Source organism: Paraglaciecola aestuariivivens (genome assembly GCF_052983255.1).
The window spans coordinates 180,392-205,029 of sequence record NZ_JBRKBA010000003.1; the positions used below are offsets into that span (position 1 = coordinate 180,392).

At 40.2% G+C, this 24,638-nt stretch carries 31 protein-coding genes; 15 read left to right on the forward strand and 16 right to left on the reverse strand.

The annotated features are described in order from the left end of the window. Positions 1 to 10: 10 nt before the first annotated feature. A complete protein-coding gene (locus ACVCDT_RS05835) occupies positions 11 to 1,198 on the reverse strand; it encodes a class I SAM-dependent rRNA methyltransferase (RefSeq protein WP_447131828.1) in 1,188 nt (395 codons plus the stop codon). A gap of 73 nt (positions 1,199 to 1,271) precedes the next feature. Here ACVCDT_RS05835 and ACVCDT_RS05840 point away from each other — a divergent pair, with 73 nt between their 5' ends. From ACVCDT_RS05840 to ACVCDT_RS05865, 6 genes are all read left to right on the forward strand, one after another. After that, positions 1,272 to 2,264 (forward strand): NAD(P)H-quinone oxidoreductase, encoded by a 993-nt coding sequence (locus ACVCDT_RS05840; RefSeq protein ID WP_447132017.1) that lies wholly within the window; start codon positions 1,272 to 1,274, stop codon positions 2,262 to 2,264. A gap of 100 nt (positions 2,265 to 2,364) precedes the next feature. Next, positions 2,365 to 3,099 (forward strand): Sir2 family NAD+-dependent deacetylase, encoded by a 735-nt coding sequence (cobB, locus tag ACVCDT_RS05845; RefSeq protein WP_447131829.1) that lies wholly within the window; start codon positions 2,365 to 2,367, stop codon positions 3,097 to 3,099. 4 nt (positions 3,100 to 3,103) lie between these two features. Beyond that, the gene (locus ACVCDT_RS05850; protein ID WP_447131830.1) at positions 3,104 to 3,748 is read left to right on the forward strand and encodes a LysE family translocator; all 645 of its coding nucleotides are present in this window, start codon (positions 3,104 to 3,106) and stop codon (positions 3,746 to 3,748) included. A gap of 39 nt (positions 3,749 to 3,787) precedes the next feature. Continuing rightward, entirely contained in the window at positions 3,788 to 4,555 is a 768-nt protein-coding gene (locus ACVCDT_RS05855) for a hypothetical protein (protein WP_447131831.1), read from the forward strand. Next, positions 4,548 to 5,372 (forward strand): glucosaminidase domain-containing protein, encoded by an 825-nt coding sequence (locus ACVCDT_RS05860; protein WP_447131832.1) that lies wholly within the window; start codon positions 4,548 to 4,550, stop codon positions 5,370 to 5,372. The genes ACVCDT_RS05855 and ACVCDT_RS05860 overlap by 8 nt, the downstream gene beginning before the upstream one ends. Continuing rightward, on the forward strand, positions 5,369 to 6,004 hold the full coding sequence (locus tag ACVCDT_RS05865; protein WP_447131833.1) for a DUF2987 domain-containing protein: 636 nt from the start codon (positions 5,369 to 5,371) through the stop codon (positions 6,002 to 6,004). The genes ACVCDT_RS05860 and ACVCDT_RS05865 overlap by 4 nt, the downstream gene beginning before the upstream one ends. 40 nt (positions 6,005 to 6,044) lie before the next feature. Here the strand turns inward: ACVCDT_RS05865 and ACVCDT_RS05870 are convergent, their stop codons facing one another. The 3 genes from ACVCDT_RS05870 to ttcA all read right to left on the reverse strand — a co-directional run bounded on the left by ACVCDT_RS05870 (position 6,045) and on the right by ttcA (position 8,665). Then, positions 6,045 to 6,596, reverse strand: a complete 552-nt coding sequence (locus ACVCDT_RS05870; protein WP_447131834.1) for a YkvA family protein — start codon at positions 6,594 to 6,596, stop codon at positions 6,045 to 6,047. A gap of 107 nt (positions 6,597 to 6,703) precedes the next feature. Continuing rightward, entirely contained in the window at positions 6,704 to 7,738 is a 1,035-nt protein-coding gene (locus tag ACVCDT_RS05875) for a patatin-like phospholipase family protein (protein WP_447131835.1), read from the reverse strand. 15 nt (positions 7,739 to 7,753) lie between these two features. After that, positions 7,754 to 8,665: a tRNA 2-thiocytidine(32) synthetase TtcA gene (gene ttcA, locus ACVCDT_RS05880; RefSeq protein ID WP_447131836.1), complete on the reverse strand. Its 912-nt coding sequence runs from the start codon at positions 8,663 to 8,665 to the stop codon at positions 7,754 to 7,756. 113 nt (positions 8,666 to 8,778) lie between these two features. On the opposite strand from ttcA, the gene ACVCDT_RS05885 reads away from it, so the two are divergent. Next, the gene (locus tag ACVCDT_RS05885; RefSeq protein WP_447131837.1) at positions 8,779 to 9,456 is read left to right on the forward strand and encodes an ABC transporter ATP-binding protein; all 678 of its coding nucleotides are present in this window, start codon (positions 8,779 to 8,781) and stop codon (positions 9,454 to 9,456) included. After that, positions 9,457 to 10,695, forward strand: coding sequence for an ABC transporter permease (locus ACVCDT_RS05890; protein ID WP_447131838.1), 1,239 nt, complete (start codon positions 9,457 to 9,459; stop codon positions 10,693 to 10,695). A 1-nt stretch (position 10,696) separates the two neighbouring features. On the opposite strand, the gene uspE is transcribed toward ACVCDT_RS05890, so the two are convergent. From uspE to ccoN, 9 genes are all read right to left on the reverse strand, one after another. Further along, entirely contained in the window at positions 10,697 to 11,626 is a 930-nt protein-coding gene (gene uspE, locus ACVCDT_RS05895; protein WP_447131839.1) for a universal stress protein UspE, read from the reverse strand. Between the two features lie 91 nt (positions 11,627 to 11,717). After that, positions 11,718 to 12,389, reverse strand: coding sequence for a sulfite exporter TauE/SafE family protein (locus ACVCDT_RS05900; RefSeq protein ID WP_447131840.1), 672 nt, complete (start codon positions 12,387 to 12,389; stop codon positions 11,718 to 11,720). Further along, positions 12,382 to 12,573 carry a cbb3-type cytochrome oxidase assembly protein CcoS gene (ccoS, locus tag ACVCDT_RS05905; protein ID WP_447131841.1) on the reverse strand — a complete coding sequence of 64 codons (192 nt, stop codon included), beginning with the start codon at positions 12,571 to 12,573 and terminating at the stop codon, positions 12,382 to 12,384. Before ccoS ends, ACVCDT_RS05900 begins: the two co-directional genes overlap by 8 nt. 10 nt (positions 12,574 to 12,583) lie before the next feature. Next, positions 12,584 to 14,944 (reverse strand): heavy metal translocating P-type ATPase, encoded by a 2,361-nt coding sequence (locus ACVCDT_RS05910; protein WP_447132018.1) that lies wholly within the window; start codon positions 14,942 to 14,944, stop codon positions 12,584 to 12,586. Between the two features lie 5 nt (positions 14,945 to 14,949). After that, the gene (locus ACVCDT_RS05915; protein WP_447131842.1) at positions 14,950 to 15,441 is read right to left on the reverse strand and encodes a FixH family protein; all 492 of its coding nucleotides are present in this window, start codon (positions 15,439 to 15,441) and stop codon (positions 14,950 to 14,952) included. 77 nt (positions 15,442 to 15,518) lie between these two features. After that, complete coding sequence (gene ccoP, locus ACVCDT_RS05920) at positions 15,519 to 16,475, reverse strand: cytochrome-c oxidase, cbb3-type subunit III (RefSeq protein ID WP_447131843.1); 957 nt, start codon at positions 16,473 to 16,475, stop codon at positions 15,519 to 15,521. Further along, on the reverse strand, positions 16,468 to 16,641 hold the full coding sequence (locus tag ACVCDT_RS05925) for a cbb3-type cytochrome oxidase subunit 3 (RefSeq protein ID WP_447131844.1): 174 nt from the start codon (positions 16,639 to 16,641) through the stop codon (positions 16,468 to 16,470). The genes ccoP and ACVCDT_RS05925 overlap by 8 nt, the downstream gene beginning before the upstream one ends. Then, positions 16,641 to 17,246: a cytochrome-c oxidase, cbb3-type subunit II gene (gene ccoO, locus ACVCDT_RS05930; RefSeq protein WP_447131845.1), complete on the reverse strand. Its 606-nt coding sequence runs from the start codon at positions 17,244 to 17,246 to the stop codon at positions 16,641 to 16,643. Before ccoO ends, ACVCDT_RS05925 begins: the two co-directional genes overlap by 1 nt. A gap of 12 nt (positions 17,247 to 17,258) precedes the next feature. Continuing rightward, positions 17,259 to 18,692, reverse strand: coding sequence for a cytochrome-c oxidase, cbb3-type subunit I (ccoN, locus tag ACVCDT_RS05935; RefSeq protein ID WP_447131846.1), 1,434 nt, complete (start codon positions 18,690 to 18,692; stop codon positions 17,259 to 17,261). Between the two features lie 235 nt (positions 18,693 to 18,927). Between ccoN and ACVCDT_RS05940 the strand changes: the two genes are divergently transcribed. Then, entirely contained in the window at positions 18,928 to 19,389 is a 462-nt protein-coding gene (locus ACVCDT_RS05940; protein ID WP_447131847.1) for a hypothetical protein, read from the forward strand. 142 nt (positions 19,390 to 19,531) lie between these two features. Here the strand turns inward: ACVCDT_RS05940 and ACVCDT_RS05945 are convergent, their stop codons facing one another. Continuing rightward, complete coding sequence (locus ACVCDT_RS05945; RefSeq protein WP_447131848.1) at positions 19,532 to 19,843, reverse strand: hypothetical protein; 312 nt, start codon at positions 19,841 to 19,843, stop codon at positions 19,532 to 19,534. A 68-nt stretch (positions 19,844 to 19,911) separates the two neighbouring features. Here ACVCDT_RS05945 and ACVCDT_RS05950 point away from each other — a divergent pair, with 68 nt between their 5' ends. After that, positions 19,912 to 20,337 (forward strand): hypothetical protein, encoded by a 426-nt coding sequence (locus ACVCDT_RS05950; RefSeq protein ID WP_447131849.1) that lies wholly within the window; start codon positions 19,912 to 19,914, stop codon positions 20,335 to 20,337. A 394-nt stretch (positions 20,338 to 20,731) separates the two neighbouring features. On the opposite strand, the gene ACVCDT_RS05955 is transcribed toward ACVCDT_RS05950, so the two are convergent. Continuing rightward, complete coding sequence (locus ACVCDT_RS05955; RefSeq protein WP_447131850.1) at positions 20,732 to 21,886, reverse strand: IS110 family RNA-guided transposase; 1,155 nt, start codon at positions 21,884 to 21,886, stop codon at positions 20,732 to 20,734. A gap of 226 nt (positions 21,887 to 22,112) precedes the next feature. On the opposite strand from ACVCDT_RS05955, the gene ACVCDT_RS05960 reads away from it, so the two are divergent. Further along, positions 22,113 to 22,277 (forward strand): hypothetical protein, encoded by a 165-nt coding sequence (locus ACVCDT_RS05960; protein WP_447131851.1) that lies wholly within the window; start codon positions 22,113 to 22,115, stop codon positions 22,275 to 22,277. Between the two features lie 128 nt (positions 22,278 to 22,405). On the opposite strand, the gene ACVCDT_RS05965 is transcribed toward ACVCDT_RS05960, so the two are convergent. Next, positions 22,406 to 22,528 (reverse strand): hypothetical protein, encoded by a 123-nt coding sequence (locus ACVCDT_RS05965; RefSeq protein WP_447132022.1) that lies wholly within the window; start codon positions 22,526 to 22,528, stop codon positions 22,406 to 22,408. A 140-nt stretch (positions 22,529 to 22,668) separates the two neighbouring features. Between ACVCDT_RS05965 and ACVCDT_RS05970 the strand changes: the two genes are divergently transcribed. The 4 genes from ACVCDT_RS05970 (at position 22,669) to ACVCDT_RS05985 (ending at position 24,506) form a co-directional block, all read left to right on the forward strand. Beyond that, positions 22,669 to 23,292: a M23 family metallopeptidase gene (locus tag ACVCDT_RS05970; RefSeq protein ID WP_447131852.1), complete on the forward strand. Its 624-nt coding sequence runs from the start codon at positions 22,669 to 22,671 to the stop codon at positions 23,290 to 23,292. A 352-nt stretch (positions 23,293 to 23,644) separates the two neighbouring features. After that, a complete protein-coding gene (locus ACVCDT_RS05975) occupies positions 23,645 to 23,788 on the forward strand; it encodes a hypothetical protein (protein ID WP_447131853.1) in 144 nt (47 codons plus the stop codon). A 146-nt stretch (positions 23,789 to 23,934) separates the two neighbouring features. Further along, positions 23,935 to 24,213, forward strand: coding sequence for a type II toxin-antitoxin system RelE/ParE family toxin (locus tag ACVCDT_RS05980; RefSeq protein WP_447131159.1), 279 nt, complete (start codon positions 23,935 to 23,937; stop codon positions 24,211 to 24,213). Then, positions 24,213 to 24,506: a HigA family addiction module antitoxin gene (locus ACVCDT_RS05985; RefSeq protein WP_447131854.1), complete on the forward strand. Its 294-nt coding sequence runs from the start codon at positions 24,213 to 24,215 to the stop codon at positions 24,504 to 24,506. The genes ACVCDT_RS05980 and ACVCDT_RS05985 overlap by 1 nt, the downstream gene beginning before the upstream one ends. Positions 24,507 to 24,638: the final 132 nt, after the last annotated feature.

Below are 24,638 nucleotides of genomic sequence, written 5' to 3' on the forward strand. Positions count from 1 at the left end.
AGCTTGGGTTTTATAAAACCCGGCAAACTAAGCCTTTTAAATAAAAACCTTCTGGGTAATTAGAGGCCACAGGATGGTCGGCAGCTTGGCCTAAGCGTTCGATAAACTGTACCTTGCGTCCCGCATCTAAGGCTGCATCAGCTACCACTTTTTGAAATAAGTCAAAAGACATTAAACCCGAACAGCTAAAAGTACACAAAATCCCGCCAGCCTGCATAATTTGCATGGCCAACATATTGATATCTTTATAACCTCTACAAGCTCGGTTTAATGAAGATTTTGAATCAACAAATTTTGGCGGATCAAGAATAATTTGCTCAAAAAATCGCCCTTGTTGTTTGAAATCTCTTAGGGCCTGAAATACATCCATGTTTAAAAATTCAGCTTTATTGGTATCTAACTGGTTAATTTCTACATTACGTTTTGCGGTACTTAAAGCCAAGTCAGACACATCTAAGTTGGTAACCATTTGGGCGCCATTGGCAAGGGCATAGCTACCAAAGGTACCTGTATAACAAAAACAATTTAAAACCTTTTTGTCTTTAGCATATTTTGCCGCATTGGCGCGGTTGTCTCTTTGATCAAGGTAAAAACCGGTTTTGTGTCCTTGTTTCACATTGACCAATATTTTTATGCCATTTTCTTCAATTTCTACTTCGTCTGGTACTTCACCATGTAGTACTTGAATGACTTCTTCTAAGCCTTCTTTTTTACGTACAGATACATCACTGCGCTCTAAAATGCTGCATTGGGGAAAATGTTTTTTTAATGCCCAGACAATCTTGTCGCGATGTTTTTCGCCGCCAGCTGACAAGATTTGGCAAACCAAGACGTCGGCATATTTATCAATAGTAATACCGGGTAGGCCGTCTGATTCAGCTGCAATTAAACGGTAACCTGTTACACCATGCCTTGCGATTAAGTCTTTGCGGCCATCTAAAGCTGTAGCAATGCGGCGTTCAAAAAATCCGTTATCTATGCTTTCATTTTGCTCAAAGGTCCAAATTCTTACCTGAATTTGAGATTCTGGTGACCAGGCTCCGCGTCCCAGCCAAGTCCCATCGTTTGCATACACATCTACGGTATCACCTAAGTTCAAACGGCCTTTGGTTTTTTCTATCGCCCGAGAAAAGATCCACGGATGTTGACGTAATAAAGATTTTTCGCGACCTGGCTGTAAAATTACACTGGATGACATAGGATATCTGCTTAATAAATTTGGCCTAATTGTACATGAGGGCGAGACATTGCTAAACACAATTAATCAGCAGATGCGCTACATAGACTATATTCCAGGCGAGGGCCCTAAGTGTTTAACCCTTAGCACCACAGAGGTGCCTAAACTCCTTGCCAGTCAAGCTCTAATTAAAGTGCATAGCTTTGGTATTAACCGTGCCGATACCTTGCAACGGCAGGGCAAATATCCAGCACCTAAAGATCACAGCCCTATTTTAGGATTAGAGGTAAGTGGTGAAATTGTGGCCATGCACCCTAAGCAATACGTAAAGACTGATTTAACCCTTGGGCGAAAGGTGTTTGCTTTAGTCTCGGGCGGCGGGTATGGCGAATATGTAGCGGTAAATACATCGCATATTTTACCCCTACCAAATAATCTATCTATGCCTGAAGGCGCAGCTATTGCTGAGTGTTTTTTAACTGCGTTTCAGGCAATGTTTATAGAGGCTAAGCTACAAGCTAAACAAAGTGTACTTATCCACGCTGGTGCCAGTGGGGTGGGCTTAGCCGCCATACAATTGGCTAAGTTGCAGCAATCTAAAATTGCAGTGACAGCTTCAAACCAAGACAAGTTAGCTTTGTGCGAAACATTAGGAGCATCAGTATTAATTAATTATCAACAAATGGATTTTGTCGAGCAACTTAAAGCACAAAAACTGGCAATAGATTTGGTGATTGATTTTGTTGGTGGCGATTACTTAAACCGTAATCTAAAGGTATTAAATCAAGATGGCAGCATAGTATCTTTGGCCATGCTGGCAGGGCGTTTTGGCGATCCACTAGACTATGCCTTGTTGTTAAGCAAACGAGCGCGCATTATTGGGTCAACCTTAAGAAACCGCTCAGATGAATATAAAACGCAATTAATCGCGCAGTTTGCTAACAGCCATTTGCAGCACTTTGTGTCTGGTCAATTAACCCCTGTTATTGATACTCATTATTCAGTTGAGCAAGTGGCTATTACCCATGAACGTCTAGAAGCTAACCAAAGCCAAGGGAAATTGATTTGCAGCTGGGAAAATCTCTGATGATAAGTACCATTTTTTTGTTATCATTAGCGCCCGTTAAACCATGCATGCCTTTAGTTGGCAATATATAATGCATTGCTAGGATCTTGCTTAATTTCTTATGTTGCCAAAACCTATTATTTCTCGTATTGATCATCTAAAGGTGGTGGTATTGACCGGTGCTGGGATCTCGGCTGAGTCAGGCTTAAAGACCTTCAGAGACAATGATGGTTTATGGGAGCAGCATAGAGTTGAAGATGTTGCCACTCCTGAAGCATTTAAAGCGCAGCCTGATGTAGTGTATCGGTTTTATCAGCAAAGACGCGAACAATTATTTAACCCTAGTATCCAACCTAATCAGGCGCACTTAGCACTGGCTAAGTTAGAAAAACGCTTAACCCATAACTTTACTTTAGTGACTCAAAATGTTGATAACTTGCATCAAAGGGCAGGCAGTCACAATGTTCTTCATATGCACGGTAATTTGCTAACGGCTAAGTGTTTAAACTCCGGTCAAGTTACAGAAATTACTAGTAGTTTAGATAGCCACAGCCGATGTTCATGTTGCCAACCAAGTCATGGATTAAGACCCAACATTGTTTGGTTTGGTGAAATTCCTTATTTTATGCCTGAAATTGAGCAAGCTTTGGCTCAAGCTGACTTGTTTATTGCCATTGGCACTTCTGGCACAGTGTATCCAGCTGCAGGTTTTGTCGCTGTAGCAAAGCAATATGGCGCACATACAGTGGAGTTAAATCTTGAACCCAGTGTTGGCCAAAGTGAATTTAATCAACATATTTATGGACCTGCCACTACTGTGGTTAGTGAGTTTGTTGAGCAACTTTTAGAAGGATGAGTGAGTGTTAGAAAACCTACAACATTATTGGTTAGAGTTTTTAACTATAGCCAGTATTCATTTGTTAGCTGTGGCCAGTCCTGGTCCTGATTTTGCCATAGTATTAAAGCACAGTGTGAGCTTTGGGCGTCGCGCGGCAATTTTTACAAGTATAGGCATAGGCTTAGGAATTTTAATCCATGTGGCTTATTCGTTGTTAGGCATAGGCTTGTTGCTAACCACCCATCCTTGGTTATTTACCGTATTTAGTTACCTTGCGGCGGCCTATTTGTTGTATTTAGGTTGGGGAGCTATTAGAAGCCGTCCAAGTGACAATCCATCAAATACATCAGCCAATCAGGCTGAAAATAGAATGTCAGATAAAAAGGCTTTTTCAATTGGATTATTAACTAACGGACTCAACCCTAAAGCTACCTTATTTTTTCTATCAGTATTTGCCGTTGCAGTGTCTGCCACTACACCTAACGAAGTGAAGCTTATATATGGTGTGTATTTAGCCTTGGCCACAGGTTTATGGTTCTGTTCGTTGTCTTTGTTACTGAGCTCGAGCAAAGTGCGCCAGTTTTTAGGTACTAATGGCCATTGGTTTGATCGCGTGATGGGCATAGTGTTAATCGCCTTAGCCTTAAAACTAGTGATACCTAGTTAACTTTAATTGATTTTATTAGATTGTTTTGTAGGAATTTAAATGGAACAACAGCCGCAGTTTGAAAACCAAGGGGGAGACATTGAAAAATCCCTTAATGGCGAAGTGAGACTTGACTTAAAACGCATTGCAAAAGAGGCGTGGCAATTATCTAAAACCAGAAAAGAACCCTATATCCAAGGGATCTTATTGTTATTTTTTGTGGCTTTAATTTTTGCTTCTATAATCCAAGGCATGTTGGGCGTATCAGATTTACAAGCCTTACCGGCCGATACTGTGATGATGCTAAAGTTAGTTGGGGTAGTAGTTACCACGCCTATTATTGCCAGTATATTTTTAGTGGGAATTTCACATAGTGTTGGAGTAAAACCACAATTTTTTACAGTATTAAAGCAAGTAATAGGCTCATTACTGGTTATATTATTGGCATTGTTGTTGGCTGCTATTGCTGATTTAGGGTCAATATTAGGCGCCCAAGTGAATGTTATTGTTAGCACTCTAGTGTTGTTATACATAAATTTAGCCACGGGCTTTGCCATTATGCTGTTAGTAGAAAAAAAATGGCGACCTAGTCAATGTGTGATCCAGTCAATTAAAGTGTTTAATCGTTATTGGTTGCCGTTAACCCTTTTTTACATCTTCTATTATATAAGTTTGTTTTTAGGGATCTTTACCTTTGGTTTTGCGTACATATGGATAGTGCCTTTCTTTATTAATATGAAAGGAATTTTGTATCGAGAACTGTTTGGCATTAAAGTACGGGCAGATAAGCACAAGACTCAGTCTAAAGAGGCGGTATTCCATGCATAAGATGTTGAAACCCACGTTAATCACTGTTGCGGTAGTAGTTGCTACCCTGTATTTAATTGTATTTTTACAGCAGGCAACTAAAGACGTATCTCAAGACATCATTAGTTTAGATGGCATAACGATCGCCCCTAGCGAAACCAGCAAAAAACCGGTGCCTAAGTTTTCTAGCATTAATGATGTGACTGAGAAAAAACAGGCTTTTTTTAATTATTTGTTGCCAGAAATTAAACGTCAAAATGCCATAGTGTTAAAAGAGCGCGAAATCGTACTAGCACTTCAAACAATGCATTTACAAGGTCAAACCTTTAACAAGCAGCAACAAAAGGTGTTAGATAAACTAACCCAAAAATATCATTTATCTAATGATACTCCTTTACCCTTAACGCAAAATCTTGAACGTTTAGTTAGGCGAGTAGATATTATTCCAGAGGCGCTTATTTTAGTCCAAGCGGCCAATGAATCTGGCTGGGGAAGCTCACGTTTTGCTCAACAAGGTTATAACTTTTTTGGTCTTTGGTGCTTTAAAAAAGGTTGTGGATTTGTGCCTAAAAGTCGTAACGAAGATGCTGAGCATGAAGTAGCAAAGTTTAGAGACTTGTCTCATGCAGTAATGACCTACATTCGTAACTTAAATCGTCACTATGCTTATAAAGAGCTGCGCGATATACGAGTGCAGCTTAGAGCAAACAATCAACCCATCACAGCTCGTGCGTTGGCCCAGGGGCTTTCAAGCTATTCAGAGCGCGGTCAAGACTATATAGACGAGTTATTAAGTATGTTGAGAGTGAACCGAAAACATATGGATTTAGACAATTGAAATTAGTTTTTATTGCACTTTTTACCTTGCTTTGCAGCCGTACTGCGGCGGCCGAAATATTAGAAGTTGAATACGCAACATTTTATAGTCATGTTAAAAAGCTAGACTCAGAAGAAACCAATGCTTTACGTTTTGCTTTTGGTTTTAAGCATGTTAATCAGGGCAGGTTATGTAATATAAACTCTGTGCAGATTGTTACTCAGAAACAAACTCTGCCCATAGAGCTAGAAGCGTCTCAACGCTTCACTGTACCCGTTGATAAAATCTTAAAGATGGCTAAAGCACATGTCAGAATTGATTTTGCTGATAAGGCCAATCAATGTGATATGTCTGTACAGCTAGAAACCTTACCCCAATATTTAACTCGCCAATATACTCAGACACAACTGCAATTTTTGTTGGCCCAATATCAGGCGTTTTTTAATCAAATGGGTGGGTTTTTATCTTTTATGATGCCCAGTGTAGAAGGTTTAGTTGTACACATGAGTGACAGTAAAGGGTTAGCGCAGTCGCTACAATTACATTTGGATCAACAAGGCGGTTTACAACTCGATAAAGCCTGGATTGATAACAATAATAGCTTATCGCTACCACACAAACCGTTACGCATAACCGCATTAATTAATAAATAAAGCGCTTAGGGTTGTCATGTTAGATGATAACCCTAACTTTTTATCTCATTCGAGAGAATAAGCGTCTTGAACCACCCGAACCACGATTACGGCGCATGCTAGAGCGTATTTCACTTCTCTTACCCGCTAACCAGCTATCACGGCTAACATGGGCTTCTTTACCACGACGGTTTTCTTCTGTTGTTCTAAAGCGGCAAAACTCTTTATAGGCGGTAAGATCTTGAGATAAGTCTTGAATGACTAACTCAATCATAATGGCATCGTCTATATAGCCTATGCCGGGGATATTATCTGGGACTAAATCTTCTGGCTCAGTAAAATAAGCAATAGAGGTCAAAATTTCACTTTTTTCATCTTCTGGCATTTGCCATTCAGTATCTTCTAGGGCAGAAATAAGCGTAATTAAAGACTCAACTCGTTGTTTAACAAATCCTGGTAAATCAGCTTTTTCCATTTCTGCACAAGAGGCTCTTGCCTTGCTTAATACCTCTTCTGGAGGCATTTCTTTGGCCTTTTCCATGGCCGTATTCATTAACTTACGAAAGTGTTCTAAGTCGTCATCTGATAATTCAAAACTAATCTGTATGGGCATGTATCAATCCTTGTTTTTGTTGTTAGCATCAATACCTTAGATAGCTACAGTCGTTCTGTCAATTCCATACAGACTGATTATTGTTTAACCACTATAAAAAGCTTCTTTTAGCTTTTTACTTTAGGCATATCTAGCCCTAACTGATAGGTTATTTGTTTGGCAATTCGGTCAACACTGTCTCTACCATGAGTAATTAATTCTGTGGCTCGATAAAACTCCATCATGCCAAAATCACGTAATTGTGGTTCGATTAAAATATCGGGTGGATCGCCGGCTAACCTAGAGCGTGTTACTCGAGCAGATAAAATATCTAAGGAGCCGGTCATGGCGTTAATGATAGATGGGGCAGGCGGCACTTGCTCCGCACTTTCTACTTGCATTGGGTTAGAAGGTTCGGGCGACTCAATCTCGGCAGGCTCTAAAATTTCTAAACATTCGTCTGGCAATGGTTTGGGTTGTTGCTCGGTTTCAACAGGATTTTGCTCGTCATCTTTTTTAAACCATTGTTGAATTTGTTGTTGGCTACGTTTAAAAAAATCTGAGGTCTTTTTCTGGTTGTTTCCCTGATCAACAGTATTATTGACTAACGACTGAGGGCGAAAATCAGCACTTAAGTTAACTGCTATGACTACATCTGCGCCTAACATTCTGCACATATTTACCGGAACAGGGTTAACTACGCCTCCATCAACTAACCAACGGTTATTATGTAAATGTGGGGCAAATAAACCAGGGATGGCGCAAGAAGCCTTAACTGCATCAATAACAGAGCCTTCAGTGAAGTTAACCTCGCGACCTGAATATAAATCAGTGGCTACTGTGGCAAACGGTTTATTAAGCTGCTCAAAAGTGTCAAAACTAAAATTATCTTGCAGGGCTTTAAATACCTTTAAACCGCTAACTAAACCACCGCGGTGGAAACCCACCCCCATTAAAGCCAGAACTTGCCATTCGGTTAAGCTTTCTACCCAGCTAGATAATTCTTTTAACTTGCCAGAGGCATAAGCCGCCCCAACATAAGCACCTATTGAGCAGCCAGAAACCACTTCAATTTTAATTCCCATTTCTTCTAATGCTTGGATTACCCCAATATGGGCCCAACCGCGGGCAGCTCCACTGCCTAATGCTAATCCAATTTTCATATCTGCTTAACTGTCCTAAATGTTGTTCACTTTAATAGGTTCAAAGGTACTAGGCGTTGCGTCTTTTAGATCATAATGGCTAGGAAGATCAAATCCTGTATCGCCATTTATATAAGGGGTAGATTGGGTTTTTAAATCCTTAAAATTAAAAATTTCAGGATCGGCTAAATGTGAAGGAGCAACATTTTGTAGTGATTTAGCCATAGACTCAATACGGCCAGGGAATCGTTGTTGCCAATCTTGCAGCATGTTTTTAATGACTTTACGCTGCAAGTTTTCTTGTGAGCCACACAAATTACAAGGAATAATGGGAAAGGCAAGTTGTTCTGAATAGGCTTGGATATCAGCCTCGTTGCAATAAGCTAACGGACGAATGACCATATGTTTGCCGTCGTCGCTAACCAGTTTAGGTGGCATAGATTTAAGTTGACCAGCGTAAAACATATTCAGAAACAGGGTTTCTAACATGTCATCACGGTGATGCCCTAAGGCAATTTTAGTTGCTCCTAAGCGGCTGGCAGTTTTATATAAAATACCTCGGCGTAATCGCGAGCACAGCGCACAAGTGGTTTTCCCCTCTGGTACTTTATCCACCACTATTGAATAGGTATCTTCTTCTACTACTTCAAAGTCAACATTAAGCTCAGTTAGGTATTTAGGTAATACGTGCTCTGGAAAGCCAGGTTGTTTTTGATCTAAATTCACTGCCACTATGCTGAATTGAATAGGCGCAACTTTTTGCATATGCAACAAAATATCAAGCATAGTGTAGCTATCTTTGCCTCCCGACAAACACACCATAACTTTGTCGCCTTGTTCAATCATATTAAAATCGGCAATTGCCTTGCCAGTATGGTGTCTAAGGCGCTTTTGTAGTTTATTAAATGCAGGGCTTGGGTTGGCAGAAAGTGTAGATGCTTGACTCATGTAGTTAACTTATATGTAATCGTTTAATATGGTGCCTAAAGATAGGCGGCAATTATACGCAAAAAATACAAACCGTTCTAAGTTAATACAGAATTTATTGGACCCACTTTAGTATGCCTCACAGTTTAGCCATAGATGACCTTAAATTTAGATGGTCGAATAACCCAAACTTTGAACTCAAGATCCCCAAATGGCAGGTAAAAACCAATCAGAAAGTATTTTTATATGGACGCTCTGGTGAGGGTAAATCAACGTTATTAAATTTAATTGCTGGTATTCATTCTCAGTATTCTGGGCAAATTCAGGTTTTAGGGCAAAATTTATCTGATTTAAATCAGCGTCAACGCGACAGTTTTAGAGCCAACAATATAGGGGTGATTTTTCAGCAATTTAATCTATTGCCATATTTAACTGGGCAACAAAACATTTTGCTGGCAAATGGTTTTCGTACTGCTCAACCCAGTCATCTTGATACTTATTTCACACAAATTTGCGACAGTTTAGAACTTAGTCCGGTTTTATTAGCACAAAAAGCCAATCAATTAAGTGTAGGTCAACAGCAAAGAGTGGCGGTAGCCCGGGCGTTAATTGGCCAACCAAAGCTTATTATCGCTGACGAGCCCACTTCAGCCCTAGATAGTCATGCTAGGGAAAATTTTATTCATTTACTTCTTGATGCTGCTAAGTCTGCCAGTGTTATTTTTGTTAGTCACGATCTATCGCTAGCTGAGTATTTTGACCAAAAAGTGCATTTAGCGGATTTACAGTCGCATTGCAGTACAAAGGGGTAAATGACTATGTTGTCAAAGTTAGTGTTGGCCAGTTTGTGGTCGCGTAAAAGTCTTGCCAGTTTAACCTTAGTATCTATTGCCATTAGTATTTTTGTGATCATTGCAGTTGAGCAAATACGTGTGCAGGTTAAGGAAAATTTTGAACGCAGTGTATCTGGTGTGGACTTAATTGTGGGCAGCCGAACCAGTAATATTAATCTTTTATTATTTTCAATTTTTAAGATTGGCCAGCCAGCAAATAATATTCAATGGCAGAGTTATAAATCTATAGTTCAGGATAAAAACGTGGCTTGGTCTGTGCCTATTTCTATGGGTGACTCTCATCAAGGCTTTGCAGTAATAGGCACCACCGAAGATTATTTTACACACTTTAACTATGCTCAAGGTAAAGCCTTAAATCTATCTAAGGGTAGGGTGTTTAACCAAGTTTATGATCTAGTGTTAGGGGCAGAGGTGGCTAAAAAACTCGGTTACCAAATATCAGATCAACTTGTTTTATCCCACGGCAGCGGTAAGGTTAGTTTTAGCCACCATGACGAGCATCCATTTACTGTGGTGGGAATATTAACCCCCACAGGCACCCCAGTGGATCAATCTATCTATGTGCCGCTACAAAGTATTGCGCTTCTGCACGACACTCATAATAGCGATCATCACCAGCAACATGACTTAACCGAGCAAGGGCATATCGAGCCTGAGTTAAGTGCCTTCTTAATTGGCAGTAAAAGCAGAATTGGTATTTTAAGCTTACAACGCAAAATTAGTCAGTTTAAGGGAGAGCCATTAACAGCCATTTTACCTTTAGTGACCCTGCGAGAACTGTGGCAAATTGTGGCTATGGTTGAAGTTAGCTTAGATGTGGTGGCCTGGTTAGTGTTTATTACTGCTTTATTTGGCATGACAACTATGTTGTTGGCTTCGATGAAAGAAAGAGAGCGTGAACTTTCGGTGTTAAGGGCCTTAGGCGCCAAGGCGTCGGTGATAATTTTATTGGTAGCAGGTGAAGCCATGTTTTTAGCTTTTATCGGCGCCTTATTGGGGGCGCTATTAGCGGCTCTTGCCTTAGCCATCTGTCAGCCCATATTAATGGATGAATTTGGCCTGTATGTTGCGCCTATGCTTAATTTACAGTTGGTTTGGCCTTACCTACTAATTACCGTAGGGGTAGCCGCAATATTAGCCTTAATTCCAGCGTATTTTAGCTATAAAAAGTCTTTAATTAATGGATTAAGGCATTAGGCTAAATTTTAATGGGTGATTCAAACCCATGGGGTTTAATGGCCAATACATCACAATTAAGTTTATCAATGACATGCTCAGCAGTATTGCCAATGAGTGCGGCAGATATGCCTAATCTGCCCACAGTACCTATTACTACTAATTCTGCATCGAGTTGTTTGGCAAACTTGGGGATTACATCTTCTGGCATACCCATTTCTACATGACAAGCGCTGGGGTCGATCCCATGCTTGTTAGCATGTTCTTCCATTGAAGCCTGGTGATGCTTCTTGGCAGATTCATCATAGGTGCTAGGATCAAACTCTGGAATTTCTATTACTATATTGGCTGGCGTTCCAGGATAAGCATTCACTAAATGAACATTTGACGATAAGAGCTTGGCAAAATGTTTAGCCTCATGGGTAATGGCATCGTTAAGTGATAGATGCTCTTCTACTTCTACCCCTACATTAACCGCCGCTAAAATTTGCCCACCTATAGGCCAATCATGCTCTTTAACCAATAACACTGGAACTGGGGCTTTGCGCATAATATGCCAATCTGTAGGGGTGAAAATAACAGATTTAAAGGTGTCGTGCTGCTTAGTACCTTTAACAATTAAATCATATCTATGTTCTATAACGTCATAAATAATGCTTTCGTAAGGGCGGTTGTGCCAAACAATTTTTACGTCAATATTTATGTTTTCACATTTGTATTCGGTTTCGACTAAATTTACCAACCAACTGGTTCTTTCGTCTATTACGGCTTGGCGCATGGTTTCTCTTTCGTCCATAGACAACATAGTGGTGAGTTCGTAAGAAAAATCATAAATGGTTAAAAAAGCGGTAATAGAGGCCCCGTTCATGTTGGCAATCTCTATGGCACGGATGAGGGATTTTTGCTGCGTTAGTTCTGGATCAATAACAGCTAGGATCTTTTGATAGTTCATCGTATTCCTTAGTCGCTATATAGCTAACTGCTTAAAAAACTTATAAAAATTTAATACAAGCTTAATATGATTGTAATGATTATTGACCCTTTTAGTGAATTGCACCAGATATTGCGGAAAAAAGTTGGTAACCAGCAAAAACCATTAAACCCATGCCCATTAAGCGTTGGGTTGCTGGTTTTTGCAAAAACTGTTGCACTGAATTAAAGCCCAGTGCCATTAATAGCATTATGGGTAAGGTGCCTAACCCAAAGCCCAGCATAATTAAAGCGCCTTGTAGAATAGAGCCACTGGCTAGCGACCAAGTTAACACTGAATACACTAGTCCACAGGGTAACCAACCCCAAATCATGCCATAAGGAAAAGCCTGCAACGGATGCTTAAAAGGCAATAAGGATTTAGACCAAGGATGAATGCGTTTCCAAAAATACGCGCCTAGCTTTTCGATTTTTGTGATAGCTTGCCACCAACCTGCAATGTACAAACCCAACAAAAATAGCAAAACAGCACTTAAAAACTGTAATAGCACTAAGCCTTTTTCAACTTGTTGTGAAAACACATAGCCTAAGCCTCCAGTAATACATCCTGCAAGCATATAGCTAAATACTCTGCCGCTATTGTAAGCAAACGAGTAGGGGAGTATGGCAGAGCCTTTTGGTAGGGCGTAGCTAAATGCCCCCACTATGCCGCCACACATTCCTACACAGTGCACCCCTCCTGCTAGGCCAACTAAAAACGCAGAAAATATAGATAGCTCATTCATTAGAATTGTTAGGCTTAACCGATTGCTTAGGAGTTTTAGGAGCAATATCGTCGTCAAACAATATGCTACTGCCATGACGCTCTAAGTCTTCAAATTGATTAGATTTCACTGCCCAAAAAAACACAGCTACCGCAATGCCAACTAATAAAATGGCTATAGGAATTAATACATAAATAATGCTCATACTAGTGCGCCTATTTTAATAATCGAACTGAGTTAACTATAACAATTAACGAGCTTAACGACATGCCCACTACAGCCATCCAAGGCGCCAACAGCCCTGTTACGGCTAATGGTAAAATTAGTAAGTTATAACCTATAGCCCATGCAATATTTTGCTTAATTTTGGTTTTACAGCGTTTAGCCACCTGAATGAGGGGCAATAACCGACTAAGTTGATTGTCTAACAATATGACATCAGCCGATGATTTAGCTAGATCAGAGCCAACACCTAAAGTGACAGATATATCTGCTTGGGCTAACACTGGGCCGTCATTAATGCCATCACCTAGCATTAAGACTACTTTATGTTGGTTTTGAAGCTGTTTAATTTTATTTAATTTATCTTCTGGACTTTGGTTGGCGAAACAATTTTTTATGCCTAACTGCTGGGCAAGTGAGGCTACTGTCGCTTTACTATCGCCGCTAAGTATGGTTTTTTCTAAGTCTCCTAGCTGGGCGATTAACTCGTGGGCATCAGCCCTAAGATTATCTTCAAGCTTAAAGCCAGCTAATAGCCCCTTGTCATTCGCTAAAAATACCTGGCAGCTTTTTAGCTGTTTTGGTATGTCATGTTCTACAAAACTCGCGGATCCTAGTTTATACAAAGTATTGTTAATCTGCCCCGACACACCTTGTGCTACATGAGCAGTAAAATTTTGTACCGGGAGTAATTCGTGTACATGGCTAAAGGCTTTAGCTATGGGGTGCGACGAATACTGTTGTAAGCTAGCTGCGATAACCAAGTTTGTTGAAGTTTGAATACCATCTACGCTTATTGATTCAGCTAAGCTGAATTGCCCTTGAGTTAAGGTGCCCGTTTTATCAAACGCTATCCAATCTAAATTGGCGATTTTTTCTAATACATCTGCCTGTTTAACTAAAATGCCCTGGCTATTTAAATTAGCCACTGCGCTACTTAACGCAGAAGGGGTAGCAAGACCTAAGGCGCAAGGGCAGGTGGCAATAAGTACAGATACCGTTACCCATAATGCTTGTTCGGGGGCGATAAAAGTCCAAGCCCAGTAGGTTTGGGCGGCAATAACCAATACCGCTAACACAAAGTATTGAGAAAACTGATCCGCTACGCTGGCTAATTTAGGTTTATTAAACAAAGCATTAGTTTGCAGCGCGTTAATTTGGCTAACCATAGATTGCTTTAAAACTTTAGTCACTTTAATAGTTAAAGTTCCTAACTGGTTAGTGGTTCCAGCAAATACCAGATCGCCTGTGTCTTTTTCAACTAAATTAAACTCACCAGTTAACATGGCTTCATCGATTTGCCCTTGGCCATCTAAAATAACGCCGTCTATGGGGATCATTTCACCTGACTTGACTAATACTTGTTGTCCAATTTTTAGTGATTTTGCTAAAACTGTAGTAGTGCGATTTTGCTCAATTAGAGTGGCAATAGCTGGCATGTATTCCAACATATTGGCCGATAATTGTGAGGCTTTGTATCTGGCGCTGTGCTCAACATAACGACTGACTAACAGGAAAAATACAAACATACACAAAGATTCAAAATAGGTTTGCCCAGTATTGTGTACCGTTGCTAAAAGGCCCGCTAAATAGGTTAAGCTCAGGGCCAAACTTATGGGCAGATCCATGTTGACTTGCCTAGATTTTAACGCTCGAAATGCGCCGCTATAAAACCCAGTTGCCGAATACAACATAACAGGGGTGGCCATCAACAAACTCACCCAGTTAAAATATTGTTTAGTTTGCTGATCTATATGACCAAACCAATCAAAAAATACCCCTATGTTTAGCATCATAACTTGCATAGTCATAAGGCCAGCTAAACCGAGTCGTTTTAAAAAGGCTTTGTTTTCGTGCTGATAGGTAGCTTCGTGTTGTTCTTGTTGAAAAGGTTTGGCTTGATAGCCAATAGACTCAATAGCAGCAAAGATTTGGCTTAACTTAATTTTTTCTGGATCCCAAACAATTTTTGCGCGTCTGGCAGAAACATTTACCCCAACCTGAACTATGCCTTCAATTTTACTAAGCTGTTTTTCTATTAACCAACCACAAGCAGAACAATGTATGCCAGCTAAGCTAAGTTGAATACTTTGGTTGTGCTGATGTTGCTCAACAAAGTCTTGCAAAATTGACTGGTCGTCAAACACGGTTAGGGCAGAATTTAACCCTAACTCTGGGGCTTTTTCGGCAAATTCACTTCGGTAAGAATAATAATCTTCTAGCCCATTGCTAATTATGGCTTGAGCTACAGCTTGGCAACCTGGGCAGCAAAAACTTTGTTGCTGGCCTTTAATAGTGGCCGTTAGCTTAGTGTCAGTAGGAATGGCTAACCCACAATGAAAACAATCTGTCATATAGGTTAAGGCGCTAACACAAAAGCTTGAGCTTGCGGTAACGCCAGCACTTGTTGAATTTTCCATTCTTGATTAAGCGGTTGCAAAATCACTTTCCACTTGCCATTTAACGGTTTGTCTAGTGGCGCTCTGTAGTGGCCTTGTGCATCTTTTAATAAAGTCACACTAAAGTCTTTAAAATTTTGTGTGGCATGAAAAAATGCCAATGACAATGCTTCACCTTCGGCTATTTCGCCTGAGGTAATTTGGATTGAAATAGCAGAATCTGTCACTGTAGTTAGCGCTGATATATTAAGCTCGCGCGCGCGTTCGATTTTTTGTAGCACTAAATTAATGCCTTTACCTTCTTTGTAATAATCGTCAATCACCATGCTGTCTTTGCTATTAAAAGCAAAATTTAACATAGTTAAACTCAACACCATAGAGGTGGCAGGCACGATAATTAAAAACCAAGGCCAAAATTGTTTGTACCAAACTTTTACAACATTTTTTTGCATGTAAATAGACTACTTATTAAAGGTGAACCACATAAAAAAGCCCCGAATAACGGGGCTTGAAGTATATCACTTTAAGGCTATTTGTCTTGAGATAAACTGTAGACGTAAGCCGCAACTAGATGAATTTTCTTTTCACCTAAGGTGTTTTTAAATGAAGGCATCACACCGTTACGTCCATGACGTAAGGTTTCTGCAATGTGCTTGCGCTGGCCACCATATAACCAAATTTGGTCTGTTAGGTTAGGGGCACCAAACATTTCATTGCCTTTAGCGTCTTGGCCATGACAAGCAGCACAAACCGCAAAACGTTTTTCACCAGCAGAGACCAAAGATTGATCTAAATCGGGTCTGTTACTTAAACTTAAAACATATTCAACTAACTCATCAATACCTTTTTCGCCCATGGCATCTAATTGAGCTGGCATCATGCCTTGACGACCTTTAACTAAGGTTTCGGTTATCTTTTCAGGTGTACCGCCGTATAACCAATCATCATCAGATAATTTTGGAAAGCCGCGTTGACCACCGGCATCTGCACCATGACACTGAGAGCAGTTTTGGCTAAATAATCTTTGACCAATTTTTAACGCTTCAGGGTTATTTACTAAACTGCTAATAGGTTGTTGATAATATTCATCAAAAATAGGCGCGAATTGTTTTTCAGCAAACTCCATTTCACGATCATACTGACTAATAATGCCGTTCTCTTTGTTGGCTAATACTGCCGCTTGAGACTCGGCTAATGACTTAATATTCTGGTTAGAACTTTGCCAATTAATTAGCCCTTTATAACTGCCTAAACCTGGGTATAAAGCAAAATAAATTAAGCCCCAAACAATACAAATGTAAAACAGTATGGTCCACCACCTTGGAAGTTGATTGTTGATTTCGATGATCCCATCAAACTCGTGATGCATATCATCGCCTTCTTCAATACCTGTTTTATTCGACAAGCACCATCGAAGCAGCAAATAACAACCCAAAATAGAACCCAGTGTGATAACCGTGATCCAAATACTCCAAAAACTACTCATCTAATTTAGACTCCCGCTTGTCTTGTTGTGGTTCATCGTCAAAAACAAGCTTTTCCGCTTCATCAAAGTTTGCTTTTGATTTTTTACTAAAGGCCCACAACACAATTCCAATAAAACTAATAAAAACAATTAATGTATATAAAGTACCGCTAGTGGCGTAATCCATTATTTCAACGCCGTGCCTAATGATTGCAAGTAGGCAATTAACGCAGCCATTTCGGTTTTACCTTTAACCGCGTCTTTAGCTCCTGCTATGTCTTCATCTGTGTAAGGCACACCAAAATCTCTGAACACAGACATTTTTTTAGCGGTTAATTCGCCATCTAGGGTGTTGTCCATTAGCCATGGGAAGCCAGGCATGTTTGATTCAGGTACAACATCTCTAGGGTTAATTAGATGAATTCTATGCCAGTCGTCACTGTAGCGTCCGCCTACGCGGGCAAGATCTGGTCCGGTACGCTTAGAGCCCCATAAGAAAGGATGTTCCCAAACAGACTCACCAGCTACAGAGTAGTGGCCATAACGTTCTGTTTCTGAACGGAATGGTCTAATCATTTGACTGTGACAACCTACACAACCTTCGCGAATGTAAATATCTCTACCTTCTAACTGCAACGCTGTGTATGGCTCTAAACCGTCAACCGCTTCCATGGTTTGTTGCTGGAACATTAGCGGCGTGATTTGCGCCATGCCACCTAAGCTAATGGCGACCAAAATTAGTACTGTTAATAGGCCAACGTTTTTTTCGATTAATTCATGTGTATTTTTCATTTTATACCCTACTTATGCTGGCTGCGCTGCTGCTTGATCTAACTTTTTAGAGCTTTCGCCCTTAATGGTTCGATAACAGTTGTAGGCCATAATTAACATACCAGTTAAGAATATTGCGCCACCAATAAAGCGAACCAAATAGAAAGGTTTAGACGCTTCTAAAGATTCAACAAAACTGTAGGTTAGGGTGCCGTCGGCATTAATTGCTCGCCACATTAGGCCTTGTAAAACCCCAGACATCCACATAGCAACTATGTATAACACTGTGCCAATAGTCGCTAACCAAAAATGGATATTGATAAGGTAAGTGCTGTACATCTTAGGTCGGTTAAATAACACCGGAATTAAATGATAAATAGAACCAATAGATACCATAGCCACCCAGCCTAGTGCACCTGAATGTACGTGGCCTATTGTCCAATCTGTGTAATGTGATAATGCGTTAACGGTTTTAATGGCCATCATAGGGCCTTCGAAGGTTGACATACCGTAGAAAGATAAAGATACCACTAAGAAGCGTAATACCGGATCGGTACGTAATTTATGCCAAGCGCCAGATAAAGTCATAATGCCGTTGATCATGCCACCCCAAGAAGGTACGAATAAAATGATAGACATCACCATTCCCAAAGACTGGGTCCAATCGGGTAGGGCGGTGTAGTGTAAGTGGTGAGGGCCAGCCCAGATATACAATGAAATAAGCGCCCAGAAATGCACAACAGACAAACGGTAAGAGTAAACCGGACGACCTGCTTGTTTAGGTACAAAGTAATACATCATACCTAGGAAACCAGCAGTTAAGAAAAATCCAACCGCATTGTGCCCATACCACCACTGGATCATGGCATCTACCGCACCTGCGTATATAGAATAAGACTTAGTTAAAGACACTGGAATGGCCATGCTATTAGCTAAATGCAAGACCATTACAGTTAACATAAAGGCACCAAAGAACCAGTTAGCAACATAGATGTGCGACACTTTACGAATAATCATAGTGCCAAAGAAGTTGATGACATATGACAACCACACTATGGCGATAAGAATATCAATAGGCCACTCTAATTCTGCATACTCTTTAGAGCTAGTTAAGCCCATAGGCAGAGTTATAGCGGCTAGCACTATCACTAATTGCCAACCCCAAAAGGTAAAGGATGCTAGTTTGTCACTAAACAGTCGCACCTGAGAAGTACGCTGCACCACATATAACGAAGTGGCAAATAACGCACAACCACCAAAGGCAAAAATTACCGCATTAGTATGTAATGGTCTTAAACGCGAGAAAGTTAACCAGGGGGTGTCAAAGTTAAGTGCTGGCCAATATAATTGAGCCGCGATTAGCACCCCAACAGCCATTCCGATTATTCCCCACACTACGGTCATAACCGCAAATTGCCGAACTACTTTATAGTTGTATTCGGGATGAACTTGAATTGCTTCACTCATCTAATGAATCTTCCACTCTTAATTAACGATAAATTTACAAGCCTGTTACAGGTAAGAAACAAACCAGCACAACTTTTTAATATTTTAAGCTAAGCGATTGATATTACGCTTAATATATCTACTAAACCCACGTATTTTAGGAGCTTGTTGGGAAAAAAGAAAGGCAAAGTTCTCTTGCCTGTTATCTTTTTTTTATTCACACTCAAGCTATGTTTATCTTGCCCGAAAAATAAAATTGAATCGTTCTTTGTTTAACCCATTTTTGCTGTTTTTATTAATCATTTTGGTATTGATTGGTTTAGTTTTAAGTTCAAATCAAATTTCGCCCCAACAAACTAATAGACAATGCACACTGATTTCTCAACAAAAATGTCAATTAATAGTAGATGAACAAAAATTATCTGCGCAATTTTTACAACCCGTAGCCTTAGAAGAAGAGCTAAACCTAAAAATTAGTCTGCCTACAAACACAGAAATACAAGCCATGTGGGTACAAGGGATCAATATGTACATGGGCAAGCATCAATTGTTTACTCAATCGAGCTACATAGAAAATGATCAAATGGTGCATCTAGTACAATTATTTTTAGGTGCATGTAGCGAACCCAATATGAAATGGCAATTAGTGATTCAAACTAAGCAAGGCACTAAACCTCTCGAGTCGTGGTTTTTTAACTTTGAGACTCAAGCTTATTAATAATAATTAGCTTGGTAGGTTGAGAGTGTTAATAAAGAAAAGACTAAGCCTAATAAGGGTTAATGCAATCGGCCAATTCGTTTACATTAACTCTTATTACCAAGTTAATTGGAGATCTCTGCTTGCTGCCATTTGCAGACTGTCACTCTCTCGCAAGTCTTGGCATGGCTTTTCTAATTCCAGCCAGCACTTGACTCCATCCGATTCTCTTTTTCCATAGTGAACCGTCGACATGCACGTCGTAGCAGTCGATGCGGTCAGTTCTGAACAATTCTATTTTGTGCACAACAGGCTCACCCGAATCGTAATCAGTGATTTCTATGACTCGGCGTAGCGAGGGAATTTTCTGCACAGGTAAAGCTTCTCCTGTTTCAGCCAGATGTTGTTCAGTTTGTTTTCTGTTAGTGTATGATTTACAAATTGTTTTTTGATATTTATTAGTGTGGCGATACATGGCTATCTCCTACCTTGCAAGGTAGCATAGCTTGCAAGGTCTCACTAATAACCTGTTAGGTGTTCCTCATGGATAGTGATGAAATTCAAGTTTTCTACCCCACTTGGATGAAGATATTAGGGATAGTATTTCTACCAATTATGGCTGGTGTTGCAATCTGGTTAGGTTTGCGTTCTCTTTGGGAAACGGACTTAACTGATGCACAAGTCGTTCTATTTCCTATTATGGGAATTGCTGTATTTTATCAATGTACTATTGGTTTTAGATGTTTCAAATACTTTAGTACGGTTTTGGTTCTACATGACAACGGTATTGATTCTCACACTAAGGGGCAAGTTAAAGAATATGTTTGGAGTGATTTAGAGGTTAAGGCGTATGTTTTTGCCACAACTACTCAAATTAAATGTAAAAATGGCAAAACTGTAGCTTATTTCAGTGATGGGCTTCCCAACCTCAAATTGCTAGTCGATACAATCGAGAATGGAATCACCTAACAAGTCATTAAAGCAGGACAAAAAACAGTTGGTTTTGCTCCTTCGTCGCTTATTTTAACCAACTATTTTTAGCCTCTTAATGAGGCGTTGGTATGACTCCCCACGTCAAGTAAAACGCAATAATCTTGCCTGATCCTGTAAGCCTAAATAGTTGTCCCAAGTAAATTGAGTTAACGCATCGAGTGAAGCAAGTAAATTCGTCGGTTGTCCTGCTGATATCCGTGGATTATTCACCTTTCGATGAACAGCGCCTACCTTACTTATTCCGTCGTGACACCTGTCTTCAGTCTATGCTCGTGGTTCAATAATGAATAAACACTATTGCCATCCTAACGCCCTCGGTGATTGTGCCACAGCCGATGCTTGACCCAATGCATTAACTCAAACTCTTCTCTCATGCAGGCACCCTTGCTAAGCGTAATTTAGGGTTAACCTGCGGTAATACCACTTCTCGTGATATAGCCCAGATATAAGCAATCATTTCACGTGCGATAGCTGTCACCACGACGTTGTAATGCTTACCTTTGTGCATAAGTCTTTGATACCTACGACACAGTCTAAGTTGAGCTTGCCAAGCAATATCAATAATCGGCTTGGGCAAGCCTTCTTGTCGCTTTTGTAAGTCTGTGGATATATTGGCGCTATAGCGATAGCTATGTGCCCCTTCAATCAGTAATCGTCTGGCTCGGCCGTTGCCGCATTTGGTGATAGCGCCTAATCTTCGTTTCCCACCGCTGGTGTGTTCGCTAGAAACTAAGCCCACATAACTCATCAATTTTCTGGGATGGTCAAAACGGTTTAAATCACCCAGTTCCGCTACCACGCCTGTGGCTACCAATAGCCTAACCCCACGCATGGCTTGTACTGCTTTAATGACAGGATAATAACGCCAACTGGCTACCTGATGGGTTAACTCATTATCTAAGCGTTCTATTCGGCGCATTCGCTCCGTAATTGTTTGAATCGCTTCTTGTAAAACAATTTGTTGTGCTGGATGAGGCAAGACCAATTCAGTTAACCAGCGAAGATGGGGAGCACTCCAATTATCCTTAGTTTTACAGTTAATGTTGTTACGTAACAACATGGCTTTGAGTTGGTACTTAGCGTCTTTTAAATCCTTCATCGCCACTTCGCGCGCACGTGATAGGTCGCGTACCGCTTCGTCTTCTGGCTCAGGCACATAAACCGGTGTCAGGTCTTCAGACTTGAGTTGCTTGGCTAACATCATGGCATCACGTTTATCGGTTTTCACTCTATCCCCTGGTTTCTTCGGAATGAGTGACGGTGCTACCACATAACAGCAGTGCCCAAGACTGGTGAGTAAGCGGTATATCCAGTAGCCGCAAGGCCCTGCTTCATACACAAAATGTAAAGTAGCACCGGGGTACTTTGATTCAAACTGACGGGCAAGCTTTTTAATCGCAAGTTTACTCGTTGGCTGCCGTCCAAGATGCGTAGGTTTTGCCCCACGTTGATCTTCAATGTAAGCTACTTCAACGAACTCTTTGTGAGTATCAAGGCCAATAAAAAGTATGTTATGTTTGCTCATGCTGATCTCCTTTTATTAGTTTGTTCAACACAACTATTATGGCTCTGGCTTTTAGCTAACCCACGAAAATTGGAGATCAGCACCTTTAACGGTGGCTCGTGGGGAGTCATTATGTCTATGTGTTTCTCGACTTTAGGCGATAAAAACATAAATTTAATGTACCAACTTAGGAACAGGAATTACGACAAATATTGATTTAGATGCTTCGCTCGGATTGGAATTATCTATGACGGCTCCAAAGGCAACAATGGTGCAAGAGAAAAATAAAATGAAGAGCAATAGTAAGGGGAACTTTATGAAAAACGTAAAAGGTGGAATCGTGGCGTTACTGGAGCAGCTGGTTGCAGATTCTAATCCGAGCGAGTTGCAGAGAAGAAAATATGAATCGTAATTTACCTAGGAGCGCGCCGTGGGGGTTCAAATCCCCCATGCTCCACCAATTAGGCAGTAATAAAACACATAACAAGTCGTTTAAGCGGGACTCGTAACAGTTGGCTCAGTTTCGCTTCGCTACACATTTTAGCCAACTATTTCTCGCCCCTTAACGAGGCGTTTTGCCCCACGTTGATCTTCAATGTAAGCTACTTCAACGAACTCTTTGTGAGTATCAAGGCCAATAAAAAGTATGTTATGTTTGCTCATGCTGATCTCCTTTTATTAGTTTGTTCAACACAACTATTATGGCTCTGGCTTTTAGCTAACCCACGAAAATTGGAGATCAGCACCTTTAACGGTGGCTCGTGGGGAGTCATTATGTCTAGGCAAACAAGACAGGGAAGCGTATGTATCACAGAGTTTTAATAGTAATAATTAGTTTATTCGTTCTAACATCTTGTAATTCAAAGACTCCTAAAATTGATAAAAATTGCATGGCTCAAAACTCATCTCGATTTATTGAGCCTGAAAACTCACTATACAATTTACCTTTTGGTGTTGGCGAAAGTTATGAACTAAGACAAGGTAATTGCACGTTTCATACTCACTCAGTTGAAAATAAAACAGAGTTTGCATTTGATTTCATTATGGATATAGGAACCCCCATACATGCAGCGCGTTCAGGTCAAGTAGCTGCTATTGAAGATCGTTTCTTTGATGGAAATAATGCTGAAGATAACTACATCATAATCGCACATGAAGATAAAACATTTTCATACTATGTGCACCTTACTAACGCAGGTGTTACTGTTGAAGTTGGTGAATTTGTAAATCAAGGTGATGTTATTGGCTATAGTGGTGACACTGGTATGAAAGCAATTCCTCATTTACATTTTCATGTCATTAAGCCAAATGAGGAGTGCTTTCAGAATGGCACCTTGGGTATTTGCCCTTCAATTCCCATATCATTTAAGAATGCTAGTCCAAATGACAAAATACTTAATCAAGGGCTAATCTACACCGCGATGTAGTTTGCCTAACAAGTCATTAAAGCAGGACAAAAAACAGTTGGTTTTTGCTCCTTCGTTGCTTATTTTAACCAACTATTTTTAGCCTCTTAATGAGGCGTTAGGCATCCATATGAAACTCGGCGTGACTTGTCTATTGACCTTTTTGTTACTCGCATGCAGTAATGAAAATTTACCAAGTGGATCTTACGAGTTAAGTTTCGACAGTACTTTATGGAAAAATGAGGTGTCTTTAGAAGTTGACGATGATTTCATAACTTTACGCCAAAAAATGCTTGGTGACTTAGCAAACAATCATTTGTAAGGGAAATCCCGAAATGAGCTAATTAGCTTATTGGGGATACCTTCGGATAAAATGGATCCTGATGGGGATGGACCTGCGCTTTCTTATCCAACTGGCCCTCAAAGGGATAGCTATTTTGCTATTGACTCTGAGTGGCTAATAGTTGAGTTTAATGAACAAGGGGCAGCACACAAATTCAGCATTCGCGCTGACTAAAGATGCCTAACAAGTTACTTAAAAGGACGCAAAACGCTTGGCTTGCGCTCCTTCGTCGCTAATTTTAGCCAAGCATTTATGCGCCCATTAGTAATGCGTTATATTTCTTCTAGACACCCGTTGCGCAACACGCTACACTTTCGGCTATGATTAAATCATTTAAACATAAAGGACTGAGAAAGTTCTTTGAGTCAGGTAGTAAAGCTGGCATTCAAGCCAAGCATGAGCGTCGACTTAGAATGCAACTCGCCGCTATTGATACTGCGACTGTTTTAGACGACATCGACTTACCTGGGTTTAAGTTACATGCCTTAAAAGGTAAACGAGATGGAATTTGGTCTATTACTGTAAATGGTAATTGGCGAGTCACATTCGAATTTAAAGATGGCAATGCTTTTATTTTAAATTATGAGGATTATCACTAATGAATATGCATAATCCACCGCATCCGGGTGAATTTATTTCCGATGTTTATATGGAACCATTTGGCTATAGTTGTCGATTTGTTGCAAAACAATTAGATGTTTCTCCTTCAACTTTAAGCCGTATCTTAAAAGCTAAAAGTGCTGTTACTCCGGAAATGGCTTTACGACTATCGAAAGCACTAGGCCGTAGCCCTGAAAGTTGGTTATCGATGCAAGATAATTATGATCTTTGGCAAGCAAAACATAATGTAAACTTAGCTAGAGTTCATCAAATTGACTTTGCAATGGTGTAAAGGAATATAACAAGCACCTCAACTACGACAATGATTAGTTGTCATGGTTTTGGCAAACAACGCAAAAAGCCATGCCAACACATTGCGTGTTAGGCGGGCGTTATGTGGCTACTACCTCAAAGGAACAAATTG

Excerpts from the sequence above, each read along its gene's own strand:
- ACVCDT_RS05835 (WP_447131828.1), bottom strand. The coding sequence starts at position 1,198 with ATGTCATCCAGTGTAATTTTACAGCCAGGTCGCGAAAAATCTTTATTA.
- ACVCDT_RS05840 (WP_447132017.1), top strand. The coding sequence starts at position 1,272 with ATGCGCTACATAGACTATATTCCAGGCGAGGGCCCTAAGTGTTTAACC.
- cobB (WP_447131829.1), top strand. The coding sequence starts at position 2,365 with ATGTTGCCAAAACCTATTATTTCTCGTATTGATCATCTAAAGGTGGTG.
- ACVCDT_RS05855 (WP_447131831.1), top strand. The coding sequence starts at position 3,788 with ATGGAACAACAGCCGCAGTTTGAAAACCAAGGGGGAGACATTGAAAAA.
- ACVCDT_RS05860 (WP_447131832.1), top strand. The coding sequence starts at position 4,548 with ATGCATAAGATGTTGAAACCCACGTTAATCACTGTTGCGGTAGTAGTT.
- ACVCDT_RS05870 (WP_447131834.1), bottom strand. The coding sequence starts at position 6,596 with ATGCCCATACAGATTAGTTTTGAATTATCAGATGACGACTTAGAACAC.
- ACVCDT_RS05875 (WP_447131835.1), bottom strand. The coding sequence starts at position 7,738 with ATGAAAATTGGATTAGCATTAGGCAGTGGAGCTGCCCGCGGTTGGGCC.
- ttcA (WP_447131836.1), bottom strand. The coding sequence starts at position 8,665 with ATGAGTCAAGCATCTACACTTTCTGCCAACCCAAGCCCTGCATTTAAT.
- ACVCDT_RS05885 (WP_447131837.1), top strand. The coding sequence starts at position 8,779 with ATGCCTCACAGTTTAGCCATAGATGACCTTAAATTTAGATGGTCGAAT.
- ACVCDT_RS05890 (WP_447131838.1), top strand. The coding sequence starts at position 9,457 with ATGACTATGTTGTCAAAGTTAGTGTTGGCCAGTTTGTGGTCGCGTAAA.
- uspE (WP_447131839.1), bottom strand. The coding sequence starts at position 11,626 with ATGAACTATCAAAAGATCCTAGCTGTTATTGATCCAGAACTAACGCAG.
- ACVCDT_RS05900 (WP_447131840.1), bottom strand. The coding sequence starts at position 12,389 with ATGAATGAGCTATCTATATTTTCTGCGTTTTTAGTTGGCCTAGCAGGA.
- ccoS (WP_447131841.1), bottom strand. The coding sequence starts at position 12,573 with ATGAGCATTATTTATGTATTAATTCCTATAGCCATTTTATTAGTTGGC.
- ACVCDT_RS05910 (WP_447132018.1), bottom strand. The coding sequence starts at position 14,944 with ATGACAGATTGTTTTCATTGTGGGTTAGCCATTCCTACTGACACTAAG.
- ACVCDT_RS05915 (WP_447131842.1), bottom strand. The coding sequence starts at position 15,441 with ATGCAAAAAAATGTTGTAAAAGTTTGGTACAAACAATTTTGGCCTTGG.
- ccoP (WP_447131843.1), bottom strand. The coding sequence starts at position 16,475 with ATGAGTAGTTTTTGGAGTATTTGGATCACGGTTATCACACTGGGTTCT.
- ACVCDT_RS05925 (WP_447131844.1), bottom strand. The coding sequence starts at position 16,641 with ATGGATTACGCCACTAGCGGTACTTTATATACATTAATTGTTTTTATT.
- ccoO (WP_447131845.1), bottom strand. The coding sequence starts at position 17,246 with ATGAAAAATACACATGAATTAATCGAAAAAAACGTTGGCCTATTAACA.
- ccoN (WP_447131846.1), bottom strand. The coding sequence starts at position 18,692 with ATGAGTGAAGCAATTCAAGTTCATCCCGAATACAACTATAAAGTAGTT.
- ACVCDT_RS05945 (WP_447131848.1), bottom strand. The coding sequence starts at position 19,843 with ATGTATCGCCACACTAATAAATATCAAAAAACAATTTGTAAATCATAC.
- ACVCDT_RS05950 (WP_447131849.1), top strand. The coding sequence starts at position 19,912 with ATGGATAGTGATGAAATTCAAGTTTTCTACCCCACTTGGATGAAGATA.
- ACVCDT_RS05955 (WP_447131850.1), bottom strand. The coding sequence starts at position 21,886 with ATGAGCAAACATAACATACTTTTTATTGGCCTTGATACTCACAAAGAG.
- ACVCDT_RS05960 (WP_447131851.1), top strand. The coding sequence starts at position 22,113 with ATGACGGCTCCAAAGGCAACAATGGTGCAAGAGAAAAATAAAATGAAG.
- ACVCDT_RS05965 (WP_447132022.1), bottom strand. The coding sequence starts at position 22,528 with ATGAGCAAACATAACATACTTTTTATTGGCCTTGATACTCACAAAGAG.
- ACVCDT_RS05970 (WP_447131852.1), top strand. The coding sequence starts at position 22,669 with ATGTATCACAGAGTTTTAATAGTAATAATTAGTTTATTCGTTCTAACA.
- ACVCDT_RS05975 (WP_447131853.1), top strand. The coding sequence starts at position 23,645 with ATGGATCCTGATGGGGATGGACCTGCGCTTTCTTATCCAACTGGCCCT.
- ACVCDT_RS05980 (WP_447131159.1), top strand. The coding sequence starts at position 23,935 with ATGATTAAATCATTTAAACATAAAGGACTGAGAAAGTTCTTTGAGTCA.
- ACVCDT_RS05985 (WP_447131854.1), top strand. The coding sequence starts at position 24,213 with ATGAATATGCATAATCCACCGCATCCGGGTGAATTTATTTCCGATGTT.